This is a genomic window from Vibrio sp. 10N.286.48.B8, assembly GCF_003050085.1.
GTDB lineage: Bacteria > Pseudomonadota > Gammaproteobacteria > Enterobacterales > Vibrionaceae > Vibrio > Vibrio crassostreae.
In genome coordinates, this window is record NZ_PIGD01000012.1 from 1 (window position 1) to 22,534 (window position 22,534).

Annotated in this window: 18 protein-coding genes; 7 read left to right on the forward strand and 11 right to left on the reverse strand. The window is 43.6% G+C overall.

Going from position 1 to position 22,534, the window contains the following annotated elements; genetic code table 11:
• Positions 1–5,073 (forward strand): Ig-like domain-containing protein (locus CWO08_RS14445; RefSeq protein WP_108020669.1); only part of this gene is annotated, 5,073 nt, incomplete at its 5' end.
• A gap of 52 nt (positions 5,074–5,125) precedes the next feature.
• On the opposite strand, the gene CWO08_RS14450 is transcribed toward CWO08_RS14445, so the two are convergent.
• Positions 5,126–6,319 carry a class I SAM-dependent methyltransferase gene (locus tag CWO08_RS14450; protein WP_017059708.1) on the reverse strand — a complete coding sequence of 398 codons (1,194 nt, stop codon included), beginning with the start codon at positions 6,317–6,319 and terminating at the stop codon, positions 5,126–5,128.
• 128 nt (positions 6,320–6,447) lie between these two features.
• Complete coding sequence (locus CWO08_RS14455; RefSeq protein ID WP_102432723.1) at positions 6,448–7,851, reverse strand: methyl-accepting chemotaxis protein; 1,404 nt, start codon at positions 7,849–7,851, stop codon at positions 6,448–6,450.
• An 88-nt stretch (positions 7,852–7,939) separates the two neighbouring features.
• Here CWO08_RS14455 and yccX point away from each other — a divergent pair, with 88 nt between their 5' ends.
• Positions 7,940–8,227 (forward strand): acylphosphatase, encoded by a 288-nt coding sequence (gene yccX, locus CWO08_RS14460; protein WP_048660773.1) that lies wholly within the window; start codon positions 7,940–7,942, stop codon positions 8,225–8,227.
• Positions 8,228–8,286: 59 nt separating this feature from the next.
• On the opposite strand, the gene CWO08_RS14465 is transcribed toward yccX, so the two are convergent.
• The 6 genes from CWO08_RS14465 to CWO08_RS14490 form a co-directional block, all read right to left on the reverse strand.
• Positions 8,287–8,616 (reverse strand): TusE/DsrC/DsvC family sulfur relay protein, encoded by a 330-nt coding sequence (locus tag CWO08_RS14465; protein WP_017057205.1) that lies wholly within the window; start codon positions 8,614–8,616, stop codon positions 8,287–8,289.
• A 160-nt stretch (positions 8,617–8,776) separates the two neighbouring features.
• Positions 8,777–9,442 (reverse strand): Bax inhibitor-1/YccA family protein, encoded by a 666-nt coding sequence (locus tag CWO08_RS14470; RefSeq protein WP_102432721.1) that lies wholly within the window; start codon positions 9,440–9,442, stop codon positions 8,777–8,779.
• Between the two features lie 295 nt (positions 9,443–9,737).
• On the reverse strand, positions 9,738–10,502 hold the full coding sequence (locus CWO08_RS14475) for an amino acid ABC transporter ATP-binding protein (RefSeq protein WP_017059704.1): 765 nt from the start codon (positions 10,500–10,502) through the stop codon (positions 9,738–9,740).
• 22 nt (positions 10,503–10,524) lie between these two features.
• Positions 10,525–11,622, reverse strand: a complete 1,098-nt coding sequence (locus CWO08_RS14480) for an amino acid ABC transporter permease (protein WP_048660774.1) — start codon at positions 11,620–11,622, stop codon at positions 10,525–10,527.
• 1 nt (position 11,623) lies between these two features.
• Entirely contained in the window at positions 11,624–12,829 is a 1,206-nt protein-coding gene (locus CWO08_RS14485) for an amino acid ABC transporter permease (protein WP_048660775.1), read from the reverse strand.
• Positions 12,830–12,900: 71 nt separating this feature from the next.
• On the reverse strand, positions 12,901–13,929 hold the full coding sequence (locus CWO08_RS14490; RefSeq protein WP_004733634.1) for an amino acid ABC transporter substrate-binding protein: 1,029 nt from the start codon (positions 13,927–13,929) through the stop codon (positions 12,901–12,903).
• Between the two features lie 480 nt (positions 13,930–14,409).
• Here CWO08_RS14490 and CWO08_RS14495 point away from each other — a divergent pair, with 480 nt between their 5' ends.
• On the forward strand, positions 14,410–15,351 hold the full coding sequence (locus CWO08_RS14495) for a bifunctional precorrin-2 dehydrogenase/sirohydrochlorin ferrochelatase (RefSeq protein ID WP_102479747.1): 942 nt from the start codon (positions 14,410–14,412) through the stop codon (positions 15,349–15,351).
• 190 nt (positions 15,352–15,541) lie between these two features.
• On the opposite strand, the gene CWO08_RS14500 is transcribed toward CWO08_RS14495, so the two are convergent.
• Positions 15,542–16,024 carry a YajQ family cyclic di-GMP-binding protein gene (locus CWO08_RS14500; RefSeq protein ID WP_076652627.1) on the reverse strand — a complete coding sequence of 161 codons (483 nt, stop codon included), beginning with the start codon at positions 16,022–16,024 and terminating at the stop codon, positions 15,542–15,544.
• Positions 16,025–16,036: 12 nt separating this feature from the next.
• Positions 16,037–17,095: a 3-deoxy-7-phosphoheptulonate synthase gene (locus CWO08_RS14505; RefSeq protein WP_048661946.1), complete on the reverse strand. Its 1,059-nt coding sequence runs from the start codon at positions 17,093–17,095 to the stop codon at positions 16,037–16,039.
• Between the two features lie 207 nt (positions 17,096–17,302).
• On the opposite strand from CWO08_RS14505, the gene CWO08_RS14510 reads away from it, so the two are divergent.
• Both CWO08_RS14510 and CWO08_RS14515 read left to right on the forward strand, forming a co-directional pair.
• Positions 17,303–18,190 carry a putative PEP-binding protein gene (locus tag CWO08_RS14510; protein ID WP_102479748.1) on the forward strand — a complete coding sequence of 296 codons (888 nt, stop codon included), beginning with the start codon at positions 17,303–17,305 and terminating at the stop codon, positions 18,188–18,190.
• A gap of 164 nt (positions 18,191–18,354) precedes the next feature.
• Complete coding sequence (locus CWO08_RS14515; protein WP_017082222.1) at positions 18,355–18,840, forward strand: PaaI family thioesterase; 486 nt, start codon at positions 18,355–18,357, stop codon at positions 18,838–18,840.
• Positions 18,841–18,916: 76 nt separating this feature from the next.
• Here CWO08_RS14515 and CWO08_RS14520 read toward each other — a convergent pair whose 3' ends face one another.
• The gene (locus CWO08_RS14520; protein ID WP_102479749.1) at positions 18,917–20,272 is read right to left on the reverse strand and encodes a hypothetical protein; all 1,356 of its coding nucleotides are present in this window, start codon (positions 20,270–20,272) and stop codon (positions 18,917–18,919) included.
• Positions 20,273–20,300: 28 nt separating this feature from the next.
• Between CWO08_RS14520 and CWO08_RS14525 the strand changes: the two genes are divergently transcribed.
• Both CWO08_RS14525 and CWO08_RS14530 read left to right on the forward strand, forming a co-directional pair.
• Positions 20,301–21,209 (forward strand): S1 RNA-binding domain-containing protein, encoded by a 909-nt coding sequence (locus tag CWO08_RS14525; RefSeq protein ID WP_170960793.1) that lies wholly within the window; start codon positions 20,301–20,303, stop codon positions 21,207–21,209.
• A gap of 118 nt (positions 21,210–21,327) precedes the next feature.
• A complete protein-coding gene (locus CWO08_RS14530; RefSeq protein WP_108020670.1) occupies positions 21,328–22,521 on the forward strand; it encodes an ISL3 family transposase in 1,194 nt (397 codons plus the stop codon).
• Positions 22,522–22,534 lie beyond the last annotated feature (13 nt).

The window sequence follows — 22,534 nt, forward strand, 5'->3', positions numbered from 1 at the left end:
GGTGCGGAAGATACGGTTCTGGAAAGCGATGAAACGTTCACGCTGACCGTTGGTGATAAGACCGCGACGGGCACCATCGAAAACGATGACGCGAAACCGACGATCAATGACATCGCGGATGTGAGCGAGGAAGAAGGCGACGCACTGGCGTTCGACGTGACCCTAAGCAATACGGCCGACACGGCACAAACGTACGCGTTCAGCCTGACGGATAACGAAACGGATAACACCGACTACGGCACAGTGTCGTTCAGCAACGGCGTGACGTACGATGCGGTCACAGGCCTGATCACCGTCCCAGCGAATACGGCGAGCTTCACGGTAACGGTAGCGGGTGCGGAAGATACGGTTCTGGAAAGCGATGAAACGTTCACGCTGACCGTTGGTGATAAGACCGCGACGGGCACCATCGAAAACGATGACAACAGACCTACAGCCACCGACTTCTCAGTAACCTTAGACAACCAAGATGAAGCATTCTTTACGTTTGATGGTGGTCAATCGGGCAGTCAAGATAACGTGGGCGACATTGAAGATGATGCTGCTGGTACTCCGGTTGATGTCAAAATTCTCGAAGAACCATTGTTCGGTAACCTTTACGACGTTAGTGGTGGTGGCAAAGTACTCATTGAAGCTGGAGATATAATCAGTAGTGACGCTCAAGTCGAATATGAACAAGATTCCAATGCTGTGGATAAGCTTGATTTTGTAGCAAGTACTTTTGCAGGCCAAGTCAACAATGGGTCTAGCAGCGTAAGTTACTTACAGGGCAATGTATTAATAAGCTCGGGGATTTACGATGGTAGCTCCCCAACCGACGCTAATGTAATCGATACAAATTCTTATTTGGTTTACGACAGTCAAAACCAAGAGGATGGTTTTGGTGTGTCAACTAATGCGAATTCAACTAGCGGAGAGTTGGATGTAGTTAGCGGTGGCAACCAGGAATATATCTCTGTTGATTATTCTCAATCTGGTGCAACCATTACAGAGGCTAATATTGAATTTGGTAGCGTATTCGGAAACTACAATGCGGGAAATAATGCTGGCGGTCGTATTGAGGTACTCGCTCTCGATGAAGATGGTAATGTTGTTGGGACGTTCTTCTTCGATAGCGATGAATCAGGCGAGAACGGACTGTCCATCGATAGCAACGGGAATGCGACAGTTAACATCCAAGTCGATGGAGGGTTTACTGAATTAAGAGTATTCACTACTCAAGACGGTTCTGATAATCCTAATAGAAACTCCAATATCACGCTTAAAGGCGTTGATGTAGTTAGTGCTGATCTCTCTGAAGAAATTGATTATCAGTCAGGCGATTCTAGCGGTTTACTTAGTGATGAAGTGGCTCAACTGACTATTACGTCCAATGCGACCAATCAGGCTCCAGTTGCTCAAGATGATACGGTATCAGTATTTGGTGGACTATCTGGATACTATTACAGCTCAAATGATAGTGTTAATGGCAATATTGATTCGATTCAAGGTGCGTTGGATGTTATTGCTAGCAAAGAAGCAGACCTAACCTTTGACGCCAAAGATATCAACTATACGCTAAATGGAAATAACAATGGCTTGAGCTCCCAAAGTCAGTTTGAAGACTTCTTAAATGATGACTCTAGCTCTGTTGAAGGTACCGTTGGTGCTCATACTGACGGTGTTGTTCAAATTAGTGGTTCAGTCTATCTAGAAGCTGGTGATTATGCATTTAAAGTGACCGCTGATGATGGCTACACGATATTAATTGATGGGGTTGAAGTTGCTACTGTTGACCAGAACCAGTCGTCTACAACTACCTTACATGACGCATTTGTGATTGATAGTGATGGTTATCATTCTATTGAAATCGTTTATTGGGACCAAGGTGGTGCTGCTAACCTAGACATCAATCTTGGTACGGTTGATGGCAATGGTAATTACAACAATGGCGAGCATGACTTAAACGATTTCCCGTTGATCGGTGATATTCTGTCTGTGCAAGAGGGTGAAACTTTAATTGTAGATTCGTCACTGCTTCTTGCTAACGATTACGATCCAAATACCGGTGACACCTTTACGATTGTCGCGGATGGATTTAGCTCAGTTGACGGAACGGTCTTATACGATCAAAACAGTGGTGAGATCTCCTTCACGCCAAATAGTAATGTGACGGGTAGTGCGTCGTTCACATATACCATTGTTGATAGTTCAGGCCTGACCAGTAGTGCAACGGTAACAACAACAGTTGCGCCAATTAGTAATGGATTGGCGGTTTCCGCCAACTTAACCAGTGTTAGTGGAAATGTTGCTGACTCTATTGTTGCAAGCATAGAATCTAGCTTGGCGAATAAGACAGTAGACCCAAATGCTGATGGCGACGACAACCATCTTCAGACTACAAGTGGTGCTTGGCTAGATGCCCTTGGTGGCAATGATACTGTTGTATACAACAATGGCGATCATATGCAGGTACTTGGCCGAGAAGGCGATGACATTATTGTCGGCAATGACGGCGGTCTTGGCGTTGTTTCTGAAAACCTACAAGGCGGCGACGGTAGTGACATTTTGGTTGGCGGTATAGATGCATCAACAAGCATTAATTTGTTGGGTGATGATACTGGAGAATTTGGCAATGATGTTCTCATTTCTCGTAGCCCAACAACGAGCACAGCATACTATGGTGGTTCAGGCAATGATGCAGCATATCTAACAGGCCAAAGAACAGACTACACCTTTAGTACAGCAGGAGCTCCAGATTTTCGCTTAACTCATACTGGAACAGGGAATGCAAATCATGACTTTTATAGTATCGAGTCGTTGTATTTCTCTGACGGCAAGTTTGAAGTTCAGAGCGGTACCCTAGTTAAAGTTGCTGAGGTTTATGAACTTAACATTGATATCGTTCTGAATGACAACGACGGTAGCGAGCAAGTAAGTTCATTGGTCGTGAGTGATGTACCTTCCGATGTAACGCTCTCGACAGGTACTAAACAAGCTGATGGAACCTGGGTGATTGATCCGGCTGAGTTAGATAGTGTAGGGAAGTTAACAGTCATTGTTGAAGCACCAGTTAATACGGCACCAGTTCTGACTGTTACAGCAGGCGCTTACGAGGTCGATGGTCAAGGTCAACCTGTAGATTCAGAAGTACTTGCTGATACTCAAACCGGTATTGTTATAGCGCCTAGCTTAGGTAATGAAAATGGCGATAACACGATCATTGGCTTTGATGGTGACGACGTACTGTTTGGAGATACTGGCGGTGTTGTGGATAACTCGGTCGCACCGACGAATTACAATATTGCTTTAGTTGTTGATACGTCAGGCAGTATGAAAGACGCACTCAATAGTAACAGTAGCCAGTCTAAGTTAGATGTGGTTAAAGCATCACTTATTGCTATGTTGGCTGATATTGCATCTCATCCGGGTATTATAAATCTGGCGTTGATTGGTTTTGAGGCTAGTGCGAGCATACAAATAGATTTACAAAACTTAGAAGAGTCAGACTTAGAGCAGACAGTCAACTCAGCGATCAATGATTTGACTGCGGATGGCGCAACTAACTACGAGGCTGCGTTTGATTCTACTAAAGATTGGTTTGCTGATGGTGACCAATCATCGAGTTATGAAAACTTAACGTTCTTCTTAACTGATGGAAAACCAACTGTGTCGAACAGTTCAAACAGCAGCGGCTCTACTACCCAGTTTGATGAGTTTGCTGACTCTGTTACTGCTTTCGATGAGCTAGCGGATGTATCAAAAGTTAGAACGATAGGTATCGGAGATGGCATTGATTCTGAAATATTAGAGCACTTCGTGAGTGACAATGGTTCTTCGTACATTTATTCATCAACTACAACGCAACTTGCAAACTTCAGCTCTAGTACAGGTGAATCTTGGAGCCTTGAGAACTTTGCGGTTTCCGGTGGTACAGCAGTACTGACTAACTCAAGCATCTTGCTAACCGATACGGGTGATATTAATAGCTCAGCTTCGATGACCAGCCCCGAGTTTGTTGTTGCTAGCGGCGAAGCGTCAGTACTGACATTTGATGCATCACAGGGTAACTATTTTGGTGGCGGTGATGTGTTTGGCTGGAGTGTTCAGAAATTTGATGAACAAACTCAAACATGGGTAAGTGTATCATCTGGAAGTAGTACTGGCTCGATTGAAACAGATCTACTTCATGAAGGTAAGTACCAGTTAGTACTCTCTGTTTATGAAGACCAAAGCGGATACACAGCAGACGTATACTTAGACAACTTTATAATCAAGACAGTAACAAGTACGACAGGCGATGTTGAAATCGTTCAGTCAAGTCAAGGCTTAGATGCAGCACTTGAGGAAGGTAGCAACGAAATTACGCTACTGCCTGTAGGTAGTGATGATCTAAGCGGCGGTGCCGGTAACGATATTTTGTTTGGTGATGTTATCAATACAGATAACTTGCCATGGGGTGATAATGGCCTTGTTCGTCCAGATGCGTTAGCTGATGGTTCGGGTATGGAAGCTCTAACAACGTTCTTACAGATGTTGAATGGTGCAGAACCTACAGACATGGAAATCTACGAATATGTTAAAGATAACCATGAGTTGTTTAATGCAGACAGTGATACGCGTGGTGGCGATGATACCATTACAGGTGGACTAGGCGATGATATCCTCTACGGTCAAGGTGGTGAAGATACACTTATCGGTGGTCTTGGTGATGATATCTTAACTGGTGGTGATGGTGATGATCTGTTCAAGTGGGTCGACGAACCTTTCCAAGGTGATGTCGATACGATAACCGATTTTGCTCTAGGGGAAGACCATCTTGATATCTCTGAGTTGTTACCAAACGAAAGTTCAATGTTTGATCTTCTTGATCATATCACTATTGAAAAGGTTGATAATGGCGGCGGTGATAAAGACCTCGTGATTACCATTTCAGAAAACACAGATAATACAGGCCAAAGTCAAACGATTGTTCTCGACAACGTAGGTAATCAGTTCGACTCGGTAAATTCACAAGGTGATGGCTCTGTTGTTAATGGTGATTTGACCAACTTGGTGAGTCAGTTGTTCGTGAACTTACCTGACCAATACTAAAAAAGGGCCGAAAGGCCCTTTTTTATTAACTCGTTATCTAAAGCTTAACTGTCTACAGAACTTTACAAGCAAAGCCTTTTAGGTAGAAGCCTTCTGGGTAAGCAGTGTCAGTTAGGTGGTCGGCTGCTTGCTCGAAGCGCTCTACGAACTTAACAGTGCGGCCTGCGTCTAATGCTGCATCAGCGATGATCTTTTGGAATAGGTCTGTACCCATTAAGCCAGAGCAAGAGTAGGTGAGTAGGGTGCCGCCTGGTTTCAGGATTTGCATTGCAAGCATGTTAACGTCTTTGTAGCCGTTAGCGCCTGAAGTTAGGTTGTTCTTGCTTGAAACAAACTTTGGTGGGTCCATGATCACTACGTCAAACTTAGTGCCTTGGTCACGGTACTCACGAAGCAGTTTGAAAACGTCAGCGTTAAGGAACACAGCGCGCTTTTTCGAGATATCAAACTCGTTAAGTTCAGCGTTGAATTTAGCCGTATCAAGAGCAAGTTGAGATACGTCAGCGTTGATAACACGCTTCGCGTCGCCTTTGAGTGCGTAAAGGCCAAAGCCACCTGTGTATGAGAAACAGTTAAGGACATCTTTGCCTTTAACGTACTTCATCGATTCTTTGCGGCTATCACGTTGGTCCATGTAGAAGCCCGTTTTGTGGCCTTCCATAATGTTCACGCTGATCTTAACGCCGTTTTCTTCAATCACGATAGACTTCGGTGGTTCTTCACCGTGAAGAACGCCAACAACCTGTTCTAAGCCTTCTTTCTTACGAACTGCCACGTCTGAACGCTCGTAGATGTTACAGTCAGGGAAGCATTCAATTAACGCTTCAACCAACACGCTTTTGTTAAACTCAGCGCCAGCACTTAGCAGTTGGCAAACAAGGAAGTCTTGGTATTTGTCGATTGTGATGCCAGGCAGGCCATCAGACTCTGCAGCTGTTAGACGGTAACCCGTTAGGCCGTCACGTTCGATGATGTCTTCACGTAAAGACTGTGCATCTTGAATTCGTTTTACAAAGAACGCCTTGTTGATTTCTTCTTTTTCAAATGTCCAAACACGAGCTCGAATTTGAGATTCTGGTGAGTAAGCCGCTTTTGCAAGCCACTGACCATTTTGAGCATATACGTCTACAGTTTCACCTTGTTTTGGTTCGCCTTCGACCTTATCGATACCGCGAGAAAATACCCAAGGGTGTTTGCGGCGTAGTGATTTATCTCGGCCTTTAGCTAGATGAATTGAAGGAGTCATAATTTACTCTGTTTGTTGAATTTGAAGGAGGGGTATTGTCGGGGAAGTACAGGTGAAAAGCAAATAAGAAAGGGCTGCAGAAGCAGCCCTAGTATGATTAATCAACACTTAGTGGTTGGATATCAGTATTAAGCTTTAAGACCTGTCAGCAAACCTTCCATCGTATCGCTTTGTTTACGAAGTTGGTCGACATTGGAATTACTCTTACTGATCATCTCGCAGATACTGTCTGATTGATGACGAATCTCTTCAACACTTTGTGCAATGTTGTCAGCGACTACGCCTTGTTCTTCAGCCGCGGTAGCAATTTGAGTGCTGCTATCTGAAATAGACTGGTTCTTTTCAGCTAATGAACCGATCTCAACGTTCACTTCCGACATCAGTGTTTGGCCTTCACCAGCATTGTTTACCGTTACTTCCATCAGTTTGGTCAGTGATTGGCTGTTACGTTGTAATGACTCAATCATACTTTGGATTTCAACCGTTGCTTGTTGAGTACGACCAGCAAGGGCACGAACTTCATCGGCAACAACAGCGAATCCACGTCCTTGCTCGCCTGCACGTGCAGCCTCTATGGCAGCATTCAGTGCCAATAGGTTAGTCTGCTCTGAAATGCCATTGATGGTTGCGACCACTTCATCGATCTGCGCCGCGTTGGCATCAAGTTCTTCTACTGCTTGTGAAGCGGATTGGATCTCTTGAGATAGGTTAGAGATAGACTCCAATGTATTTGAAACCTTGACTTGACCACTCTGCGCAACGCCGCGAGCGTCCATCGTTTGTGAACTAGACTCATGAGCAAGGGTAGCTACTTCGCGAATCGTAGCAGCCATTTGCTCCGTTGCACTTGCTAAGCTATTCAGGTGTTCTTGTTGGTTACCAGAGATGTCTGAACTTTGTTGTGTTGACTGGTTTAAGTCCGAGCTGATCTGCTGCATTAGAGCGACAGACTCTTGGATTGACAGAACCATGTTTTGTTCACGCTCTGCTACTTTGTCGATCGTAATAGCGATTTCACTAAACTCATCACGAACTAAGAAGTAGTTCATGCGGCAAGTTAGGTCACCATTAGCCAGTGTGTTTAAAGCTTTGTTCATAGAGAACATCGCACCACCGATGAAGGTCATGATGTAGTAAACACCCAGCGCGATAAGCGTTAGGGTTACAGCGATGATAGAAACCTGAGTCGTAGACAGAGCAGACCAAAGGTTTTGGTCATGGTTAGCAACTAGGCTGAATGCACCATTCATTACCGAAACAGAACCAGCACCGTAGCCCAAAGAGATGGTTTCAGAGCTGCTGACAAGTTGAGCGACTTGATCTTTAGTGAGTTGACCTGCTTCGATAAGTCCTTTCATCAAGAGCATTTCTTCTTGATAAAGGTGAGCAAGCAAAGAGTCCGCGGCGCTATCTAAAACGAGAGTTAATATAACTAGGGCGAGAAGAGGTAATAAGAAGAGTAGATAGAACTTTTCTTGGATTTTTAGGTGAATGAGATATTTGTCAATCCAACGAAATGGGATTTCTTTCATAATCGTTATACTCGAAGTAAGTCCACCAATAAGTGGTGAATGAATAGAAGCTCAACTATATCATTCATATAAATTATGAGGCAACGTTATGGAAAGTTCACAATATATTTTTGTCGTGTCAGGCGTAGTTCAATGTGTTGGGTTTCGTTACCACACCAGTAGGCAGGCGCAAGCTATGGGTCTCTCAGGCTATGCGAAGAACTTAAATGATGGTCGAGTTGAAGTATTAGCTGTCGGAGAGAGTCAGCAAATAGAGAAGTTGCATGCTTGGCTCAACATAGGCCCTTCGAGTGCAATCGTAGACAACGTAGAGATGCATCAAGTTAAAGATAGTGAGCGCCAAGACGTACGTGTAGGGACGTTTAAAATACTGTAGTTATGGCACTACAGTATTTATATCGAGCGTAATTAAATAACTTAAAGCGGGTTAGGTTTTTACAAGCACTTTGCTGGTTTAGGTAAACCGGCGAGCTTGGTTGCTTGTTTTGCCGGCCCTTTTTTGAATAACTTGAATAGGTACTTGCTGTTACCTTTTTCTGGGCCGTGCGCTTTTTCCATCGCTTTAACTAGCATACGAACCGCTGGTGAGGTATTGAACTCTTCGTAAAAGCTCCTTACAAAATGGACGACTTCTAAGTGTGCATCCGTAAGTTCAATAGCTTCATCTTGAGCAAGTATTTCAATCATACCTTCTTCCCATTGCGTGTAATCCAATAGGTAGCCTTGAGCGTCGGTTTCGATTTGCTTGCCGTTATATTCAAACATGTTTAATCCAGAATCCAATTAACTATGCGGGTAGGGTACATGACCAAGTTTATCTTTCTCAACTGAAATTGTAGCTATCCATAGAAATATCGTACTTATAGATACAAAAAAGCCCAAGAGGTAGGCTCTTGGGCTAGATATTCTTCAATGATGGGAACGATTAGTCGTCGTTGCCCATGATGCCTAGGATGCTTAGCAGGCTGATGAAGATGTTGTAGATTGATACGTACAAGCTGATCGTTGCAGAGATGTAGTTTGTTTCACCGCCACGAATGATGTTTTGCGTTGTAAGCAAGATAACACCAGTCGAGAATAGGATGAACATACCGCTCATTGCCAATGATAGTAGAGGCATCTGTAGGAAGATATTTGCAACCATACCTACAAGCAGTACTACAAAACCAGCTAATAGCATGCCGTTAAGGAACGACAGGTCACGCTTAGTTGTTAGCGCGTAAGCTGATGCGCCCATAAACGCCAGTGCTGTACCGCCAAGTGCAGTTAGGATTACATCACCCATGCCTGCGCCAACGTACATATTAAGAATTGGACCAATGGTGTAGCCTAAGAAACCTGTAAATAGGAATGTGAAGACTAGACCCATGCTGTTGTCACGGTTCTTCTCTGTTAGGAAAAGTAGGCCGTAGAAGCCAACAAGCATGATAATAAGACCCGGGCGAGGAAGGTTCATCGCCATGGATACGCCTGCTACAACAGCAGACCAAAGTAGTGTCATAGACAGTAATGCGTAGGTGTTACGCAACACTTTATTGGTTTGCAGAGCACTTTCTTGAGATGCTGTGCGTGAAAACATAGGGCTGTTCATAATCTTCCTCGTAAGGTGACTTCAATAGTTATTAGTACATTTATGGGGGTGAAAGTTCGAAAAATCAAGTCTTTCATTCCTCCTGTATACATAAAATAATAATAAAAATAGTCGGTTAAGTGTTTCTGAAGGTGTAACAAAGTATTTCTTTAGGCTGTAATTAAGTATAGCTAAAATACGATCTTCAACCTTTAGTCGTCATAGCCAGTTATTTAGAACTTTAGAAAACCATCTATAACCTTGAAAAATAAAGAGGCGACCTAAGCCGCCTCTATAGTTTATGCATCATAACACATTAATGGTGTAAGATTTGACTTAAGAAGTTCTGCGTTCTGTCTGATTGTGGGTTTTCAAAGAAGTCGACAGGGTTGTTCTCTTCTATGATTTCACCGGCATCCATGAAGATAACGCGATCTGCTACCTCTTTAGCAAAGCCCATCTCGTGCGTCACACAAAGCATTGTCATGCCTTCTTCCGCTAGCTCAACCATTACGTCTAATACTTCACGAACCATTTCTGGATCGAGTGCCGACGTTGGCTCATCAAACAGCATCACTTGAGGGTTCATACACAAAGAGCGAGCGATAGCTACACGCTGTTGTTGACCACCTGAAAGTTGACCTGGGAACTTGTCTGCTTGCTCAGGAATTTTCACACGCTCTAGGTATTTCATCGCAATCGCTTCAGCTTCTTCTTTCGGCATCTTTTTGACCCAGATAGGGGCCAAAGTACAGTTCTCTAATACCGTCAGATGTGGGAACAGATTGAAGTGCTGGAAACACATGCCTACATCTCGGCGAACGGCTTCGATGTTCTTGAGATCTTCCGTCAATTCATTACCTGAAACAAAGATATGACCCTTTTGGTGCTCTTCTAATCGGTTGATACAGCGGATCATCGTTGATTTACCTGAGCCGGAAGGGCCACAGATAACGATTTTCTCGCCTTTTTTAACTTCTAGGTTGATGTTCTTAAGTACGTGGAATTCACCGTACCATTTGTTCATGTCCTTCAACTCGATCATAAGACCTTGAGAGTTGTTTTCTGTCTGCTGCGTCATAATACGTCCTTGATCTTGTTAATTATCGTTTGTGACCGGTGTGAAGTCTGTTTTCTAGCCATATCGAATATCTCGACATGCCAAAACAGAACACCCAGAACACTAACGCGACAAATACATAACTTTCTGTTGAATACCCAAGCCATTCAGGGTCGGTATTCGCGGCTTGGCCAATTCCTAACACATCAAACATACCAATAATCAAAACAAGACTGGTATCTTTGAACAAACCAATGAAGGTGTTCACAATTGAAGGAATCGTGATTTTAAGAGCTTGAGGAAGAATGATAAGCCCTGTCTTTTTCCAGTAGCTTAGTCCCAGAGCATCAGCCGCTTCGTATTGGCCTTTTGGTATTGCTTGTAAACCACCACGAATTACTTCTGCCATGTAGGCTGCACTGAATAGTACTACCCCAACAAGTGCTCTAATCAGCTTATCGGTTTCTGTTCCTTCTGATAAAAAGAGCGGGAGCATAACTGAGGCCATGAATAGAACGGTAATGAGCGGTACGCCACGCCAAATTTCGATGTATACGGTACACATACTACGAATGATTGGCATCTCTGAACGACGCCCAAGCGCAAGTGCAACACCAATAGGGAGTGACACTACAATACCAACAAGTGCGATGATCAGTGTGACCAGTAGACCACCCCATTTATGGGTATCGACAACTTCTAACCCAAAGACACCACCGTATAGCAAGCCAGCAATGATAAATGGGTAGATGTTTACGAAGAACAACCAGATCCACGTACGTTTAGGTGTTTTTTCGTAGGCCAGTAAGGCCACAAAAATGGCTAACGTAGCGTAGAAGAGGCGAGGTCGCCACAGTTCAGCTTCTGGGTAGAAGCCATACATGAATTGCTCCCAACGAACGCTAATAAAGACCCAACAAGCGCCTTCGCTAGTGCAGGCATCGCGTGTGGTTCCTATCCAGTCGGCACTGATGAATGCCCAATCCGCTACTGCCCATATAAGGGTAAAAGCAAAGTAAGCAAGAACCACAGTGACGACGCTGTTAATTGGTCCATTAAATAGATTTTTTCTTAACCAACCGACTGGCCCAACGGTATTCGCTGGAGGCGGAAGATCAGGTTGAAATTGATGTGTACTCATCTTATCTCTCCACCAACGCTACTTTGCGGTTGTATATGTTCATTAGAGCAGATGTTAATAGGCTCAAGGTCAGGTAGACGCCCATTGTCATCGCGATTACTTCGATAGCTTGTCCAGTTTGGTTTAATGTTGTTCCTGCAAATACAGAGACAAGATCAGGGTAACCAATGGCCATCGCAAGTGATGAGTTTTTGGTCAGGTTTAGGTACTGACTGGTTAGTGGTGGGATAATAATTCTTAATGCCTGTGGGATAATGACAAGCTTAAGGGTTCTAGACCGTGGGATTCCTAGAGACATAGCAGCCTCTGTTTGCCCATGGTTTACGGCGTTAATACCTGAACGAACAATCTCGGCAATGAACGCTGCTGTGTAGATACTTAAAGCAAGCATCAATGCAGCAAGCTCCGGGATTATGCTAATACCACCCTTGAAGTTAAACCCTTTTAAAACAGGGTAATCCGCAGAGATAGGCATACCCATAACAAAGTAAGTCACCAACGGCAAGCCTAAAATCAACGCTGCAGCAATTCGAAACATCGGTGTTTGTTGGCCGGTAAGTTTCTGTTTGTTATTAGCCCAAATGTTGATAATAAACGTAGCGATAATACCAACAATCAATGATGCGATAACAATGCTACTGCCTTGCTCTAACACTGGAGCAGGGAAGTACAATCCACGTACGTTCAAGAAAATTGCTTCACCTAGGCTCATGCTTTGACGAGCAGAAGGCAAGGCTTGCAGTACGGCGAAGTACCAGAAAAAGATTTGCAAAAGAAGGGGGATATTTCGGAATATCTCAATGTAGACAGCTGCAAATCGGCTAACTAGCCAGTTTGAAGAGAGTCTAGCGATACCCATACTAAAGCCCAGTATCGTGGCTAGCATGATGCCTAGTACTGAAACTAAAGCGGTATTGAGAAGACCGATAAAGAATGTACGACCGTATGAGAAGGTCTCGTCGTATTCAATCAGTGTTAAGCCGATGCCAAAACCAGCTTCTTGGGAGAGAAAATCAAAACCAGTGGCTATACCACGGGAATCTAAGTTAGTGAGCGCATTATTTACAATCGTGTAAAAGAAAGCACAAAGCGCCCCGACGGCGATAATTTGGAAAATGATGGAGCGAAAAGTGGGGTTGTAAAATAAGTTGGCACTTTTGGGCTGTGGCTTTGCCTGCGCTGGAGAAATAGTTTCATTAGGTTTCATACTACTATAACCTCAAATCCATTTAATAAATAGGGCGGAAAACTCCGCCCTAATTGATGCTTGAAAATTTATTAACGGATTGGTGGAGCGTACATAAAGCCGCCCGCATTCCATAATGCATTTACACCACGAGAGATTTGAAGTGGAGAACCTGTACCAACAGTACGCTCAAAACTCTCACCGTAGTTACCAACTTGCTTAATTACTTGGTAACCCCAGTCGTCACGAATGCCAAGGCCTTTACCTTTAGGGCCGTCTACACCAAGAATACGTTTGATGTTTGGATCTTTTGACTTAAGCATTTCGTCTGCATTCTTAGAAGATATGCCGTATTCTTCCGCGTTAATCATTGCTGAAAGTGTCCACTTAGCAACGTTAAACCATTTGTCATCATCTTGACGAACAACAGGACCTAGAGGCTCCTTAGAGATGATTTCAGGAAGTACTTGTGCAGATTTAGGGTCAGCGAGGTTTAGGCGAAGTGCGTATAGACCAGATTGGTCGGTCGTTAGCACGTCACAACGACCTGCGTCGAAACCTTTAGATGTTTGTGCCGCTGTATCGAATACCACTGGCTTGTAAGACATGCCACTGTTACGGAAGTAATCGGCTAGGTTGAGTTCAGTTGTTGTGCCTGATTGAACACATACAGAAGCGCCATCAAGCTCTTGAGCACTTGTTAGTCCAAGCTCTTTCTTAACCATGAAGCCTTGACCATCGTAGTAGTTAACGCCTACGAAGTTCAGACCTAAAGCAGTGTCACGATGTAGTGTCCATGTTGTGTTACGAGATAGTACGTCGATTTCGCCAGATTGAAGCGCAGTAAAACGCTCTTTTGCGGTTAGAGGTACATACTTAACTTTAGTCTTGTCACCGAGTACAGCCGCTGCAAGAGCTTGACAATACTCAACATCAATTCCTTCCCATTCACCTTTTGAGTTAGGGTTAGAGAACCCTGGAAGACCTGTACTTACACCACAAGTTAGAAAACCTTGAGATGTGACTTTGTCCAGAGTGCTTTCTGCCGCTGATGCTGATGTTGCCATCATCGCAGTTGATGCAGCTACTACTGAAGCAAGAAGTGTTAGTTTATTTGTCATTTGTATCCTTCCTTGTTAACCAGGTGACACCTGATACTCGTGCTCGTTTGAGTGTCTCTTATGTGTTGCGTTTTCTATGACCTTGTTGCTCAAATTACAAGAGTTGCATTTTGCAAATGAAACTGTGTGCGATTTAAGCAACTGTTTATAAGGTTAGGAAAGGATCCGTAGTTTCACAAATGTATAATTTAAAAAGAATTTTGAATGAAATCACAAATCCGAACACAATTAGAATGACCAAATGTTAACTGAATGTAAATAGTGCAACAGTTCACACTGTTGGTGCAACGAGATTTAGAGTTTTATATTGATAATTGACTAGATAAATATTCTGAATGAATGTCACAGTTGTGGAGCATTAACCTTAAAAAAGATTGAAATTTGGTCAATAAATATTTTTATTGCACTTCGATAGTTATGAATATGCTCCAAATTTGGTAGCATGGCTGAATAGTTATTGAAGTAATCTCAAGGAAGAACATGCGTTATTTCCCAATGTTTTTGGATGTAGAAAATAAGCCAATCTTAGTGGTTGGTGGAGGTGAGGTTGCTTGCCGTAAAGTCGACAGCTTGTTACGCGCTGGGGCTGATGTGACTTTGGTATCTCCCAAGGTCGCACCTTACTTAAAGCAGCTTGTTGATGAAAATAAACTTCACTGGGTGCAAAATTTTTACTCGTCACAGATCATATCGAATAATTACCTGCAGGTGTGGGCGACGACAGACAACCCAAGCTTGAATCATCAAGTACATAATGATGCAAAAAAAATGGGTATTCTTGTCAATGTGGTTGATGATTTACCTTATTGTGACTTCATTACGCCATCAATGATTAATCGCGGAAGGATCCAAATTGCCATCTCTAGTGGCGGTGCATCACCTGTTTTGGTGAGAAATATTAGAGAAAAACTCGAAACGGTATTGCCACAAAATATAGGTTTGATAGCAGATTTCGGTGCATCAAAACGCAATTCGATCAAAGAGTCATTCCCAACCGTCGACGAGCGTCGTAAGTTTTGGGAGCGTTTCTTGTCATCCAGTTTTATCGAGCAGGTGACTGACAGAGAGCAGTTAGAGTCTTACTATCAGCAAGCGCTAACGGAAGGCATTGATAGCGAAGGACAGGTGACTTGGATTGAATTCGAGCAGGACGTTGAGTTGCTGTCTATGAAGGCTTTACGTTTGATGCAAGAGGCAGAACTCGTACTTTCACCGAGCGATTGTCCATTTGAATTTATCGACCTATGCCGTCGAGACGCAGAAAGAGAGAGCTATGCTAACAGCGGAGAGCTATCAACCAAGCTTGAGCAGGCAAGAGCTGAGAAATTACGAGTGTGTGTCTTTATTCCACCAGCAAGCGTAGAGTTTAATCTGTTGGTCGGTAAAGACCTAAAATTGTCAGCAGCCCAAGTACTCAGTTGAGGTAGTTGTTTCTAGTTGAAATAAGAGCTTTCTGGTTGTTTTAAATCGGCTAGAGGCTCGGAATAAAACTAAAACTGGACCTGATAAATAAAAAGCCACTTCCGATAAAGAAGTGGCTTTCTGCTATTTCATACACGACATTGTGATGATGAATGAGCAACTGAAACAAGCGGTCGCTCATACTCAAAAATTAGTCGCGGAAGTTGTCAAACTGGAATGGTTGACCAAGCTCACCGTTGCGAACTAGAGCCATAACAGCTTGTAGATCATCACGTTTCTTACCTGTTACACGAACTTTGTCGCCTTGGATAGAAGCTTGAACTTTAACTTTGTTATCTTTGATTAGTTTAACGATCTTCTTCGCTACATCAGTTTCAATGCCTTGCTTAAAGATAACCGTTTGGTGCCAAGTGCGACCTGTTTGGTCTGCCGCTTTTGCTTCCATCGCGTTAGGATCAACATTACGCTTTGTTAGGTTGCTACGAAGGATATCGCGCATTTGCTTCAGTTGAAAATCGTCTTGAGCAGTCAATTTTACTGATTCATCTTTGTAATCAAAGCTTGCTTCAACGCCGCGGAAATCGAAACGAGTCGATAGTTCACGGTTTGCGTTGTCTACCGCGTTACGCAGTTCTACTGCTTCTACTTCAGAGATAATGTCAAATGATGGCATTGTGTTGTTTCCTTAAGCTAAGTTTCTATCTTTAATTGCTGTTGCAAGCATGTCTAGCATTGTTGCCGTATCTTCCCAGCTTAGGCATGGGTCAGTAATTGACTTGCCATATTCTAGGTTGTTGATGTCGGTCATTGGTTGGTTACCTTCAACAATGAAGCTTTCTGCCATGATGCCTGCAATTTGGTTCTTGTTAGATTTAATTTGCTCACAAATGTCTTGTGCAACTTCTAACTGCTTACGGTGCTGTTTCTGACAGTTAGCGTGGCTGAAGTCTACAACCAAACGTTGAGGCAGGTCGAATTCAGCCAGTTGCTTACATGCGGTATCTACAGATTCAGCGTCGAAGTTAGGGCCTTTATCACCACCGCGTAGAATAACGTGACCGTATGGGTTGCCAGAAGTACGGTAAACCGTCATGCGGCCATTCTTATCTGGAGAGTAGAAGTAGTGTGACGCATGCGCTGCACGAATTGCATCGATAGCAATCTTGATATTGCCGTTGGTCGCGTTCTTGAAGCCAACTGGGCAAGACAGTGCAGAAGCCATTTCACGGTGAATCTGAGATTCAGTTGTACGAGCGCCAATCGCGCCCCAAGTGATAAGGTCTGCAATGTACTGACCTGTGATCATATCAAGGAATTCAGTTGCTGTTGCTAAGCCAAGCTTGTTGATGTCTAACAGAAGCTTACGAGCTTTGTTTAAGCCCGTTTCAAGTGCGTATGAACCATCAAGGTTTGGATCGGTAATCAAACCCTTCCAACCTACAACCGTACGAGGCTTCTCGAAGTAGGTTCTCATTACAACGAACAGTTCATCTTTGTACTGGTCTTGAATCTGGCTTAGGCGCTCAGCGTAATCAAGTGCCGCATCTGTATCGTGAACAGAGCAAGGGCCTACGATAACTAATAGGCGGTTATCACGACCAGTTAGGATGTCTTCGATTTGGCGGCGAGAATTTTTAATGCGCTCAGCAACGTCGTCAGTAATAGGGTGTGCATTGCCTAGTTCGGCAGGAGTTGGCATAGGACCCAGAGCTTGGGTTCTCAACTCATCAGTTTTTAATGGCATGTGATAGCTTTTTTATTCTATTGCGAAGTGGTTAAGATAACGGAATTGAACAGAGGAATAAACTCTATTGAGTCAAAGTTATCTCAGTTATTGCTAATATTCTTATTTTTATCAGCAGGCCAGCGTCAAATAAGGGATTTTCACTTGTATTAACAGGCAGCTATCGGTATTTTCGTTTGAACACAACATAAAAATGCTGGAGCAGCAATGACTCAAGAAAATCAAAGCACTTTGCACCCAGAACTTGTTTTAGGTGATGTGCTGCCTTCTTACAACGATAATAATAATTCCAACCACTTATACGTTTCATTATCCGAATTGGTAATGGACCGCGTCTTCTACCACCCAAGTATTGAAAGTCATTTAGATACACTTACTGATATCGAAAAAACGTCTTTAAATGCGATCCTTGGTGATAAAACAGTTGATGAGCATTTTGTTTCGACCTTGGTGATTGCGATTCAAGCTGCCGTTCAGCCAAATCACACTTCTGTTCGTATCGCATTAAGCAGTGCAGACAGTTATGGCTTCCGTTCGCTGCTTGGCGGTAACTGTGAAGTTGAAGAGATTAACCCAGCACTAGGCGTTCGTGGCGTTGCTCGTTACGCGACACCAGAGTACAGCAAGGCTTTCGCTTTAGAGTGTCAGGTCATTAAAACGTTGCGAGAGCAGGGCATTAACGTTGAAGTGGTTGTACCGTATGTACGAGCATTAAGCGATGCAGCTAAGATTATTGATCTGCTTGCAGAGCAAGGCTTACCACGCGGCCTGAATGGTTTGAAAGTACTGTTCTCATGTGATGTGCCGTCTGCAGTGTTACTGAGCGAACGTCTATTGCATTACTTTGATGGTGTTGTGGTAAACGTTGATAGCTTAGCGTCTTTCACTTTAGGTGTAGATAAGGACAATGAAGCTCAGAAACACGCTTTCGATCCACAAAACGAGGCCGTTATTACCTTGTTAGATATGATTGTTAAAGCGACGCTGCATGCGAAGAAGCCTGTACTGCTGGTGACTCAAGGCTTGGTGGATTACCCGCGTCTACAAGGTTACATTGCCGATCTTGAAGGCGTAGAAACGGTCGTGACTGCATAAATCGGCTTGCTGTTTAAGTTAAATCAACTTGCTTGAAGCGCTAAAGCTTTGATAATGAAAGAGGTATCATTATGCGATGATATCTCTTTTTTGTAACATTTTTTTGACATCCCTATCGCTAATCGATTAACTGGTCTGATGACTGATTTGACTAGGTAATCCGAATGTTGACCCCTCTACAAAAAGCAAATTTCTACTTGAGCATGTTTGGTTTTTTCAAAGTGCCTCTGATCTGGCTGTGCAGGCCAAAATTGCTCGCACTGGATAACCAACATGTTGAGGTCAAAATCCCTCTTAAAAGGCGAACGAAGAACCATCTTAATAGCATGTACTTTGGCGTATTGGCTGTGGGTGCTGATGTGGCAGGGGGCTTTCTTGCGATGAGCAAATCTCAGCAGCAAGGTGAAAAGATTTCGTTGGCATTTAAAGAGGTGACGGGTAACTTCTTAAAGCGTCCAGAAGGCGATGTGCATTTCACTTGTAACGACGGTGAGTTGATCAACACTATGCTTGCAGAAACCATGTCCACTGGGGAGCGAGTGAATCAACCCGTAACTATTATCGCGACTTGCCCATCTTTGCATGGCGACGAGCCGATGGCCGAGTTCACGCTAACGCTTTCGATTAAGAAAGTCCCGTCTCGAAAATAGTTTGAAAGTAAAAGGTAACCGTTGAATTAGTGACAAGAACGGTATGTGAATTGAATATCCACATACCGTAACAAGATTAAGATTCTTGAGTGATTTGCTCGATGTCGACGATCTTTGAACGGTTCATCACGATTTTCCAACGGTAATAGGTCGGTTCGTTATCGTGATTATTTTCTTTAATGATCAGGTTGAGTAAGTGGCGCTTTTCTACTGATTCACGGCTGACTTGCCCTTCATTCAAGCGATATACCTTATTTGAACCCTTATCCATTAATCGTGTCAGCGCTCTTAAGCTGATGGATAAAGTTTCACGGGTCTCTTCATAACCACTCATGAACGTCGATGTCGACATCTCAGTATGAGAGCGATAATGCAAGATCTGCTCTTCACGTTGCACTACACGCTTCTTACGAATTGATTGAATACGATCTGCAAGCTTCGAAAAGTTCGCGTAGTCCAACCATTCCAGTTTATGGCCGACAGACTTATTGGTCGTTGGGTCATAGTAACGACGCTTCCATTTCGGCTTGCCTTTACGCAGCCATCGCCACAGGATGTCTCTCAAGTCATCTTTGAAGATTTCACGCAACGCATAGATGAATGACATCGCCACGATGAAGGAGGCGGTAATCTCACCAAGAAAGTCACGAGCCAAGATTACGGTAGTGGTCACGACAACCATCACCAAACCTGTCGCAATACCTTTAACGGCACGTTTGACGTTTTTACCCATGGAAGTGGTCTTCTCCTTGAGGACGATAGGGTGTTCTATCAAACGTCGCAGCAGTCGCATCTTGTTACTCAGGCGGGTGACGTCTTCACGTACCTTAGCTGAGTTGTAACGGTTGAGCTTGCGGTGAGCGGTTTCCTTATCACAAAGCGTCAAGAGTCGCTCTTTTATCGTCGAGTATTCGCTGCCACGTGGCATATGAGATACCAACGATAAGAACTTTTGCTCTGTGTACCACGAAAGGTAGTTATCAATGTTGGCGTAGTAGCGCTTAAGGTTCTCTTCGTAAGGAATACTACGACGAAGTTTCTTGAGGATATCTAACGCCAGTTCAATGACTTCATCTACTTCGTCAGCCGTTACGTCGTCACTATCATTCTTGTTCAGGCTACTTACCGCTTTATCTAACGCGATAACATATTGGTAGGCGAACAAACTCAAACTGACACGATACTGCGTAATCGACAATCGTCCACGCTTAGCTAAGCGACTGTGCACCAAAGGTAAAAGTGTTTTGTCACTGTAGTAGGCACGTTTTTGAGTGATTGAGCTGTAGAAAAAGGCACTTTCAGAAAGCACTTCAGGAGTCAGTCCAAGTTCACCGGGAATGAATAGATAAACGTCCATGTCGAGCATTTTTGTCTTAGCCATGGCATGGTTAATTTTAAGTGTTATCGCATCTTGTTTATCAACGGTGATCAACGATGTCTCCTAGAATGTAAAAATATGAATGAAACTAGCGAAAGCATATCAGAGATCACGTATAATCTCCGCCAAATTTAAAGTAGAGACAATCTTGATGATTAATATTGGTCAAATAAACAACTTAGAAGTGGTAAAACAAGCAGACTTCGGTGTATTCCTTGACGCTAGCGACTATGGAACCGTGTTGCTGCCGAAACGATTTACTCCTGAAGGTGTTGAAATTGGTCAAAAGCTAGATGTTTTCTTATACATTGATTCTGACAACCAGATCGCTGCAACCACTGAAAAACCGATCGCTCAAGTAGGCCAGTTTGGTTTAATGACGGTTGAAGGTGTTAACAGCACTGGTGCATTCATGAGCTGGGGCGTGAAAGGTAAAGACCTTCTTGTTCCTTTCAGCGAGCAGCGCGGCCGTTTAAACGAAGGTCAGTCAATCTTAGTATATGTCTACATTGATAAAGCATCGAGCCGTATTGTTGGTACCACGAAGTTCAACAAATGGTTAGACAAAACGCCAGCGACTTATAAGCAAAATGAACAAGTCGATCTAATTATCGCTGAGCGCAGCCAATTGGGTTACAAAGCGATTGTGAACGGTGAACACTGGGGCATGATTTTCCCGTCAGACATCATCGGCAAGCTATTCATTGGTAAAACGCTAAAAGGCTACATTAAAAACGTTCGTGAAGAAGACGGTAAGATTGATCTGTCTCTTCAGAAAATTGGCGTCGCTAAGATGGATGACCTAAGCACTAAGGTTCTTGACCTGCTTGAGAAGAAAGGCGGTTACCTGCCTTTGAATGATAAGTCTTCACCCGAGGTTATTTTCTCTGCATTCAGAACCAGCAAAGGTACGTTCAAGAAGACGATTGGTGGTTTGTACAAATCTGGCAAGATCACGATCGACAAAGAAGGCATCAGCTTAGTTAAATAAGCGATCCTCTTGGTCAAAAAAAAGGTTCATCGCGGATTAGCGGGAACTAAAAACAAAAACGGTAGTAAGTGATATGGTTTAGTCGCCAAACAAAAATCATACACAAACTACCGTTTTCATGCCGAATCATACTTTCCTATCTTCATTCTGGGAAGGCTTTCAAATAGTAAAGTCTCACCAGACAGCATCCCTTATTACACTGACTCTTAAACCTAACTCTGAGGCTAAGTGCCTTTGTGGTCTCGAGGCCGAGGCTATTCATGAGTATCAATGGCGTCATGTAAAAGAGGCTATGTTGCTCGGTGTTCCTGTTGAACTTTCCGTTCAAACACGAAGAATTAAGTGTCGTGACTGCGGCATAAAAACAGAGTCTCTATCTTGGTTGGAGCCTTATGCTCGTATAACGAAGCGCTTAAAAAGCTATATAGAACAACTGCTGCCTCTTCTTCCCATTAAGCATATCTCCCAGTTAACGAGCGTACATTGGCACACCATTAAAGAGATAGATAAACGCCGACTTCGACAAGTGGTACCGTCAGTGAAATGGGAAGGGCTAAGGCAACTCGTCATGGATGAGTTCGCTATCTTTAAAGGACATCGGTATGCCACGGTCATTGCTGACGCTAAGACTCACCAAGTCATTTGGATAGGGTTAGGCCGTAGCCGCAAGGACATACGACCGTTCTTCGAGCTGTTAGGCAAGTATGGCAATAATATCGAAGCGGTCGCGATGGACATGAATACGGCTTTTGACCTTGAAGTTCAAGCGCATTGCCCGAACGCAAAAATCGTTTACGACTTATTCCATGTTGTTGCTAAGTTCGGTCGTGAGGTCATGGATAGAGTCAGAGTCGACCAAGCCAACAAACTCAAGCAGGATAAAAAAGCGAGGCAATGGGTCAAGCGTTCACGCTGGGTGTTGTTGAAAAATAGGGGCAACTTAAATACACAGCAAGACAGCTATCTTACAGAAATATTGAATATCAATAAGGACTTAATGACCACTTACATCCTCGGAGCACAACTCAAAGAGCTTTGGTATTGTGAATCAGAAGCACATGCCAAAGGGCTCTGGGAGACGTGGTGGGCACAAGTACAAGAGAGTGGGATTAAGCCATTAAAAGAGTTCGCACGAAAACTGAGTCCTTATCTTCACGGTATTCTCGCATCGGCAAGTTATCCGCTCAACACCTGCACATTGGAAGGGATAAACAACAAAATAAAGTTAATCAAGCGAATGGGATATGGGTATCGAGATACAGACTACTTCTTCTTGAAGATAAAAGCGGCTTTCCCCGGAAAGCCGCGATGAACCAAAAAAAGCC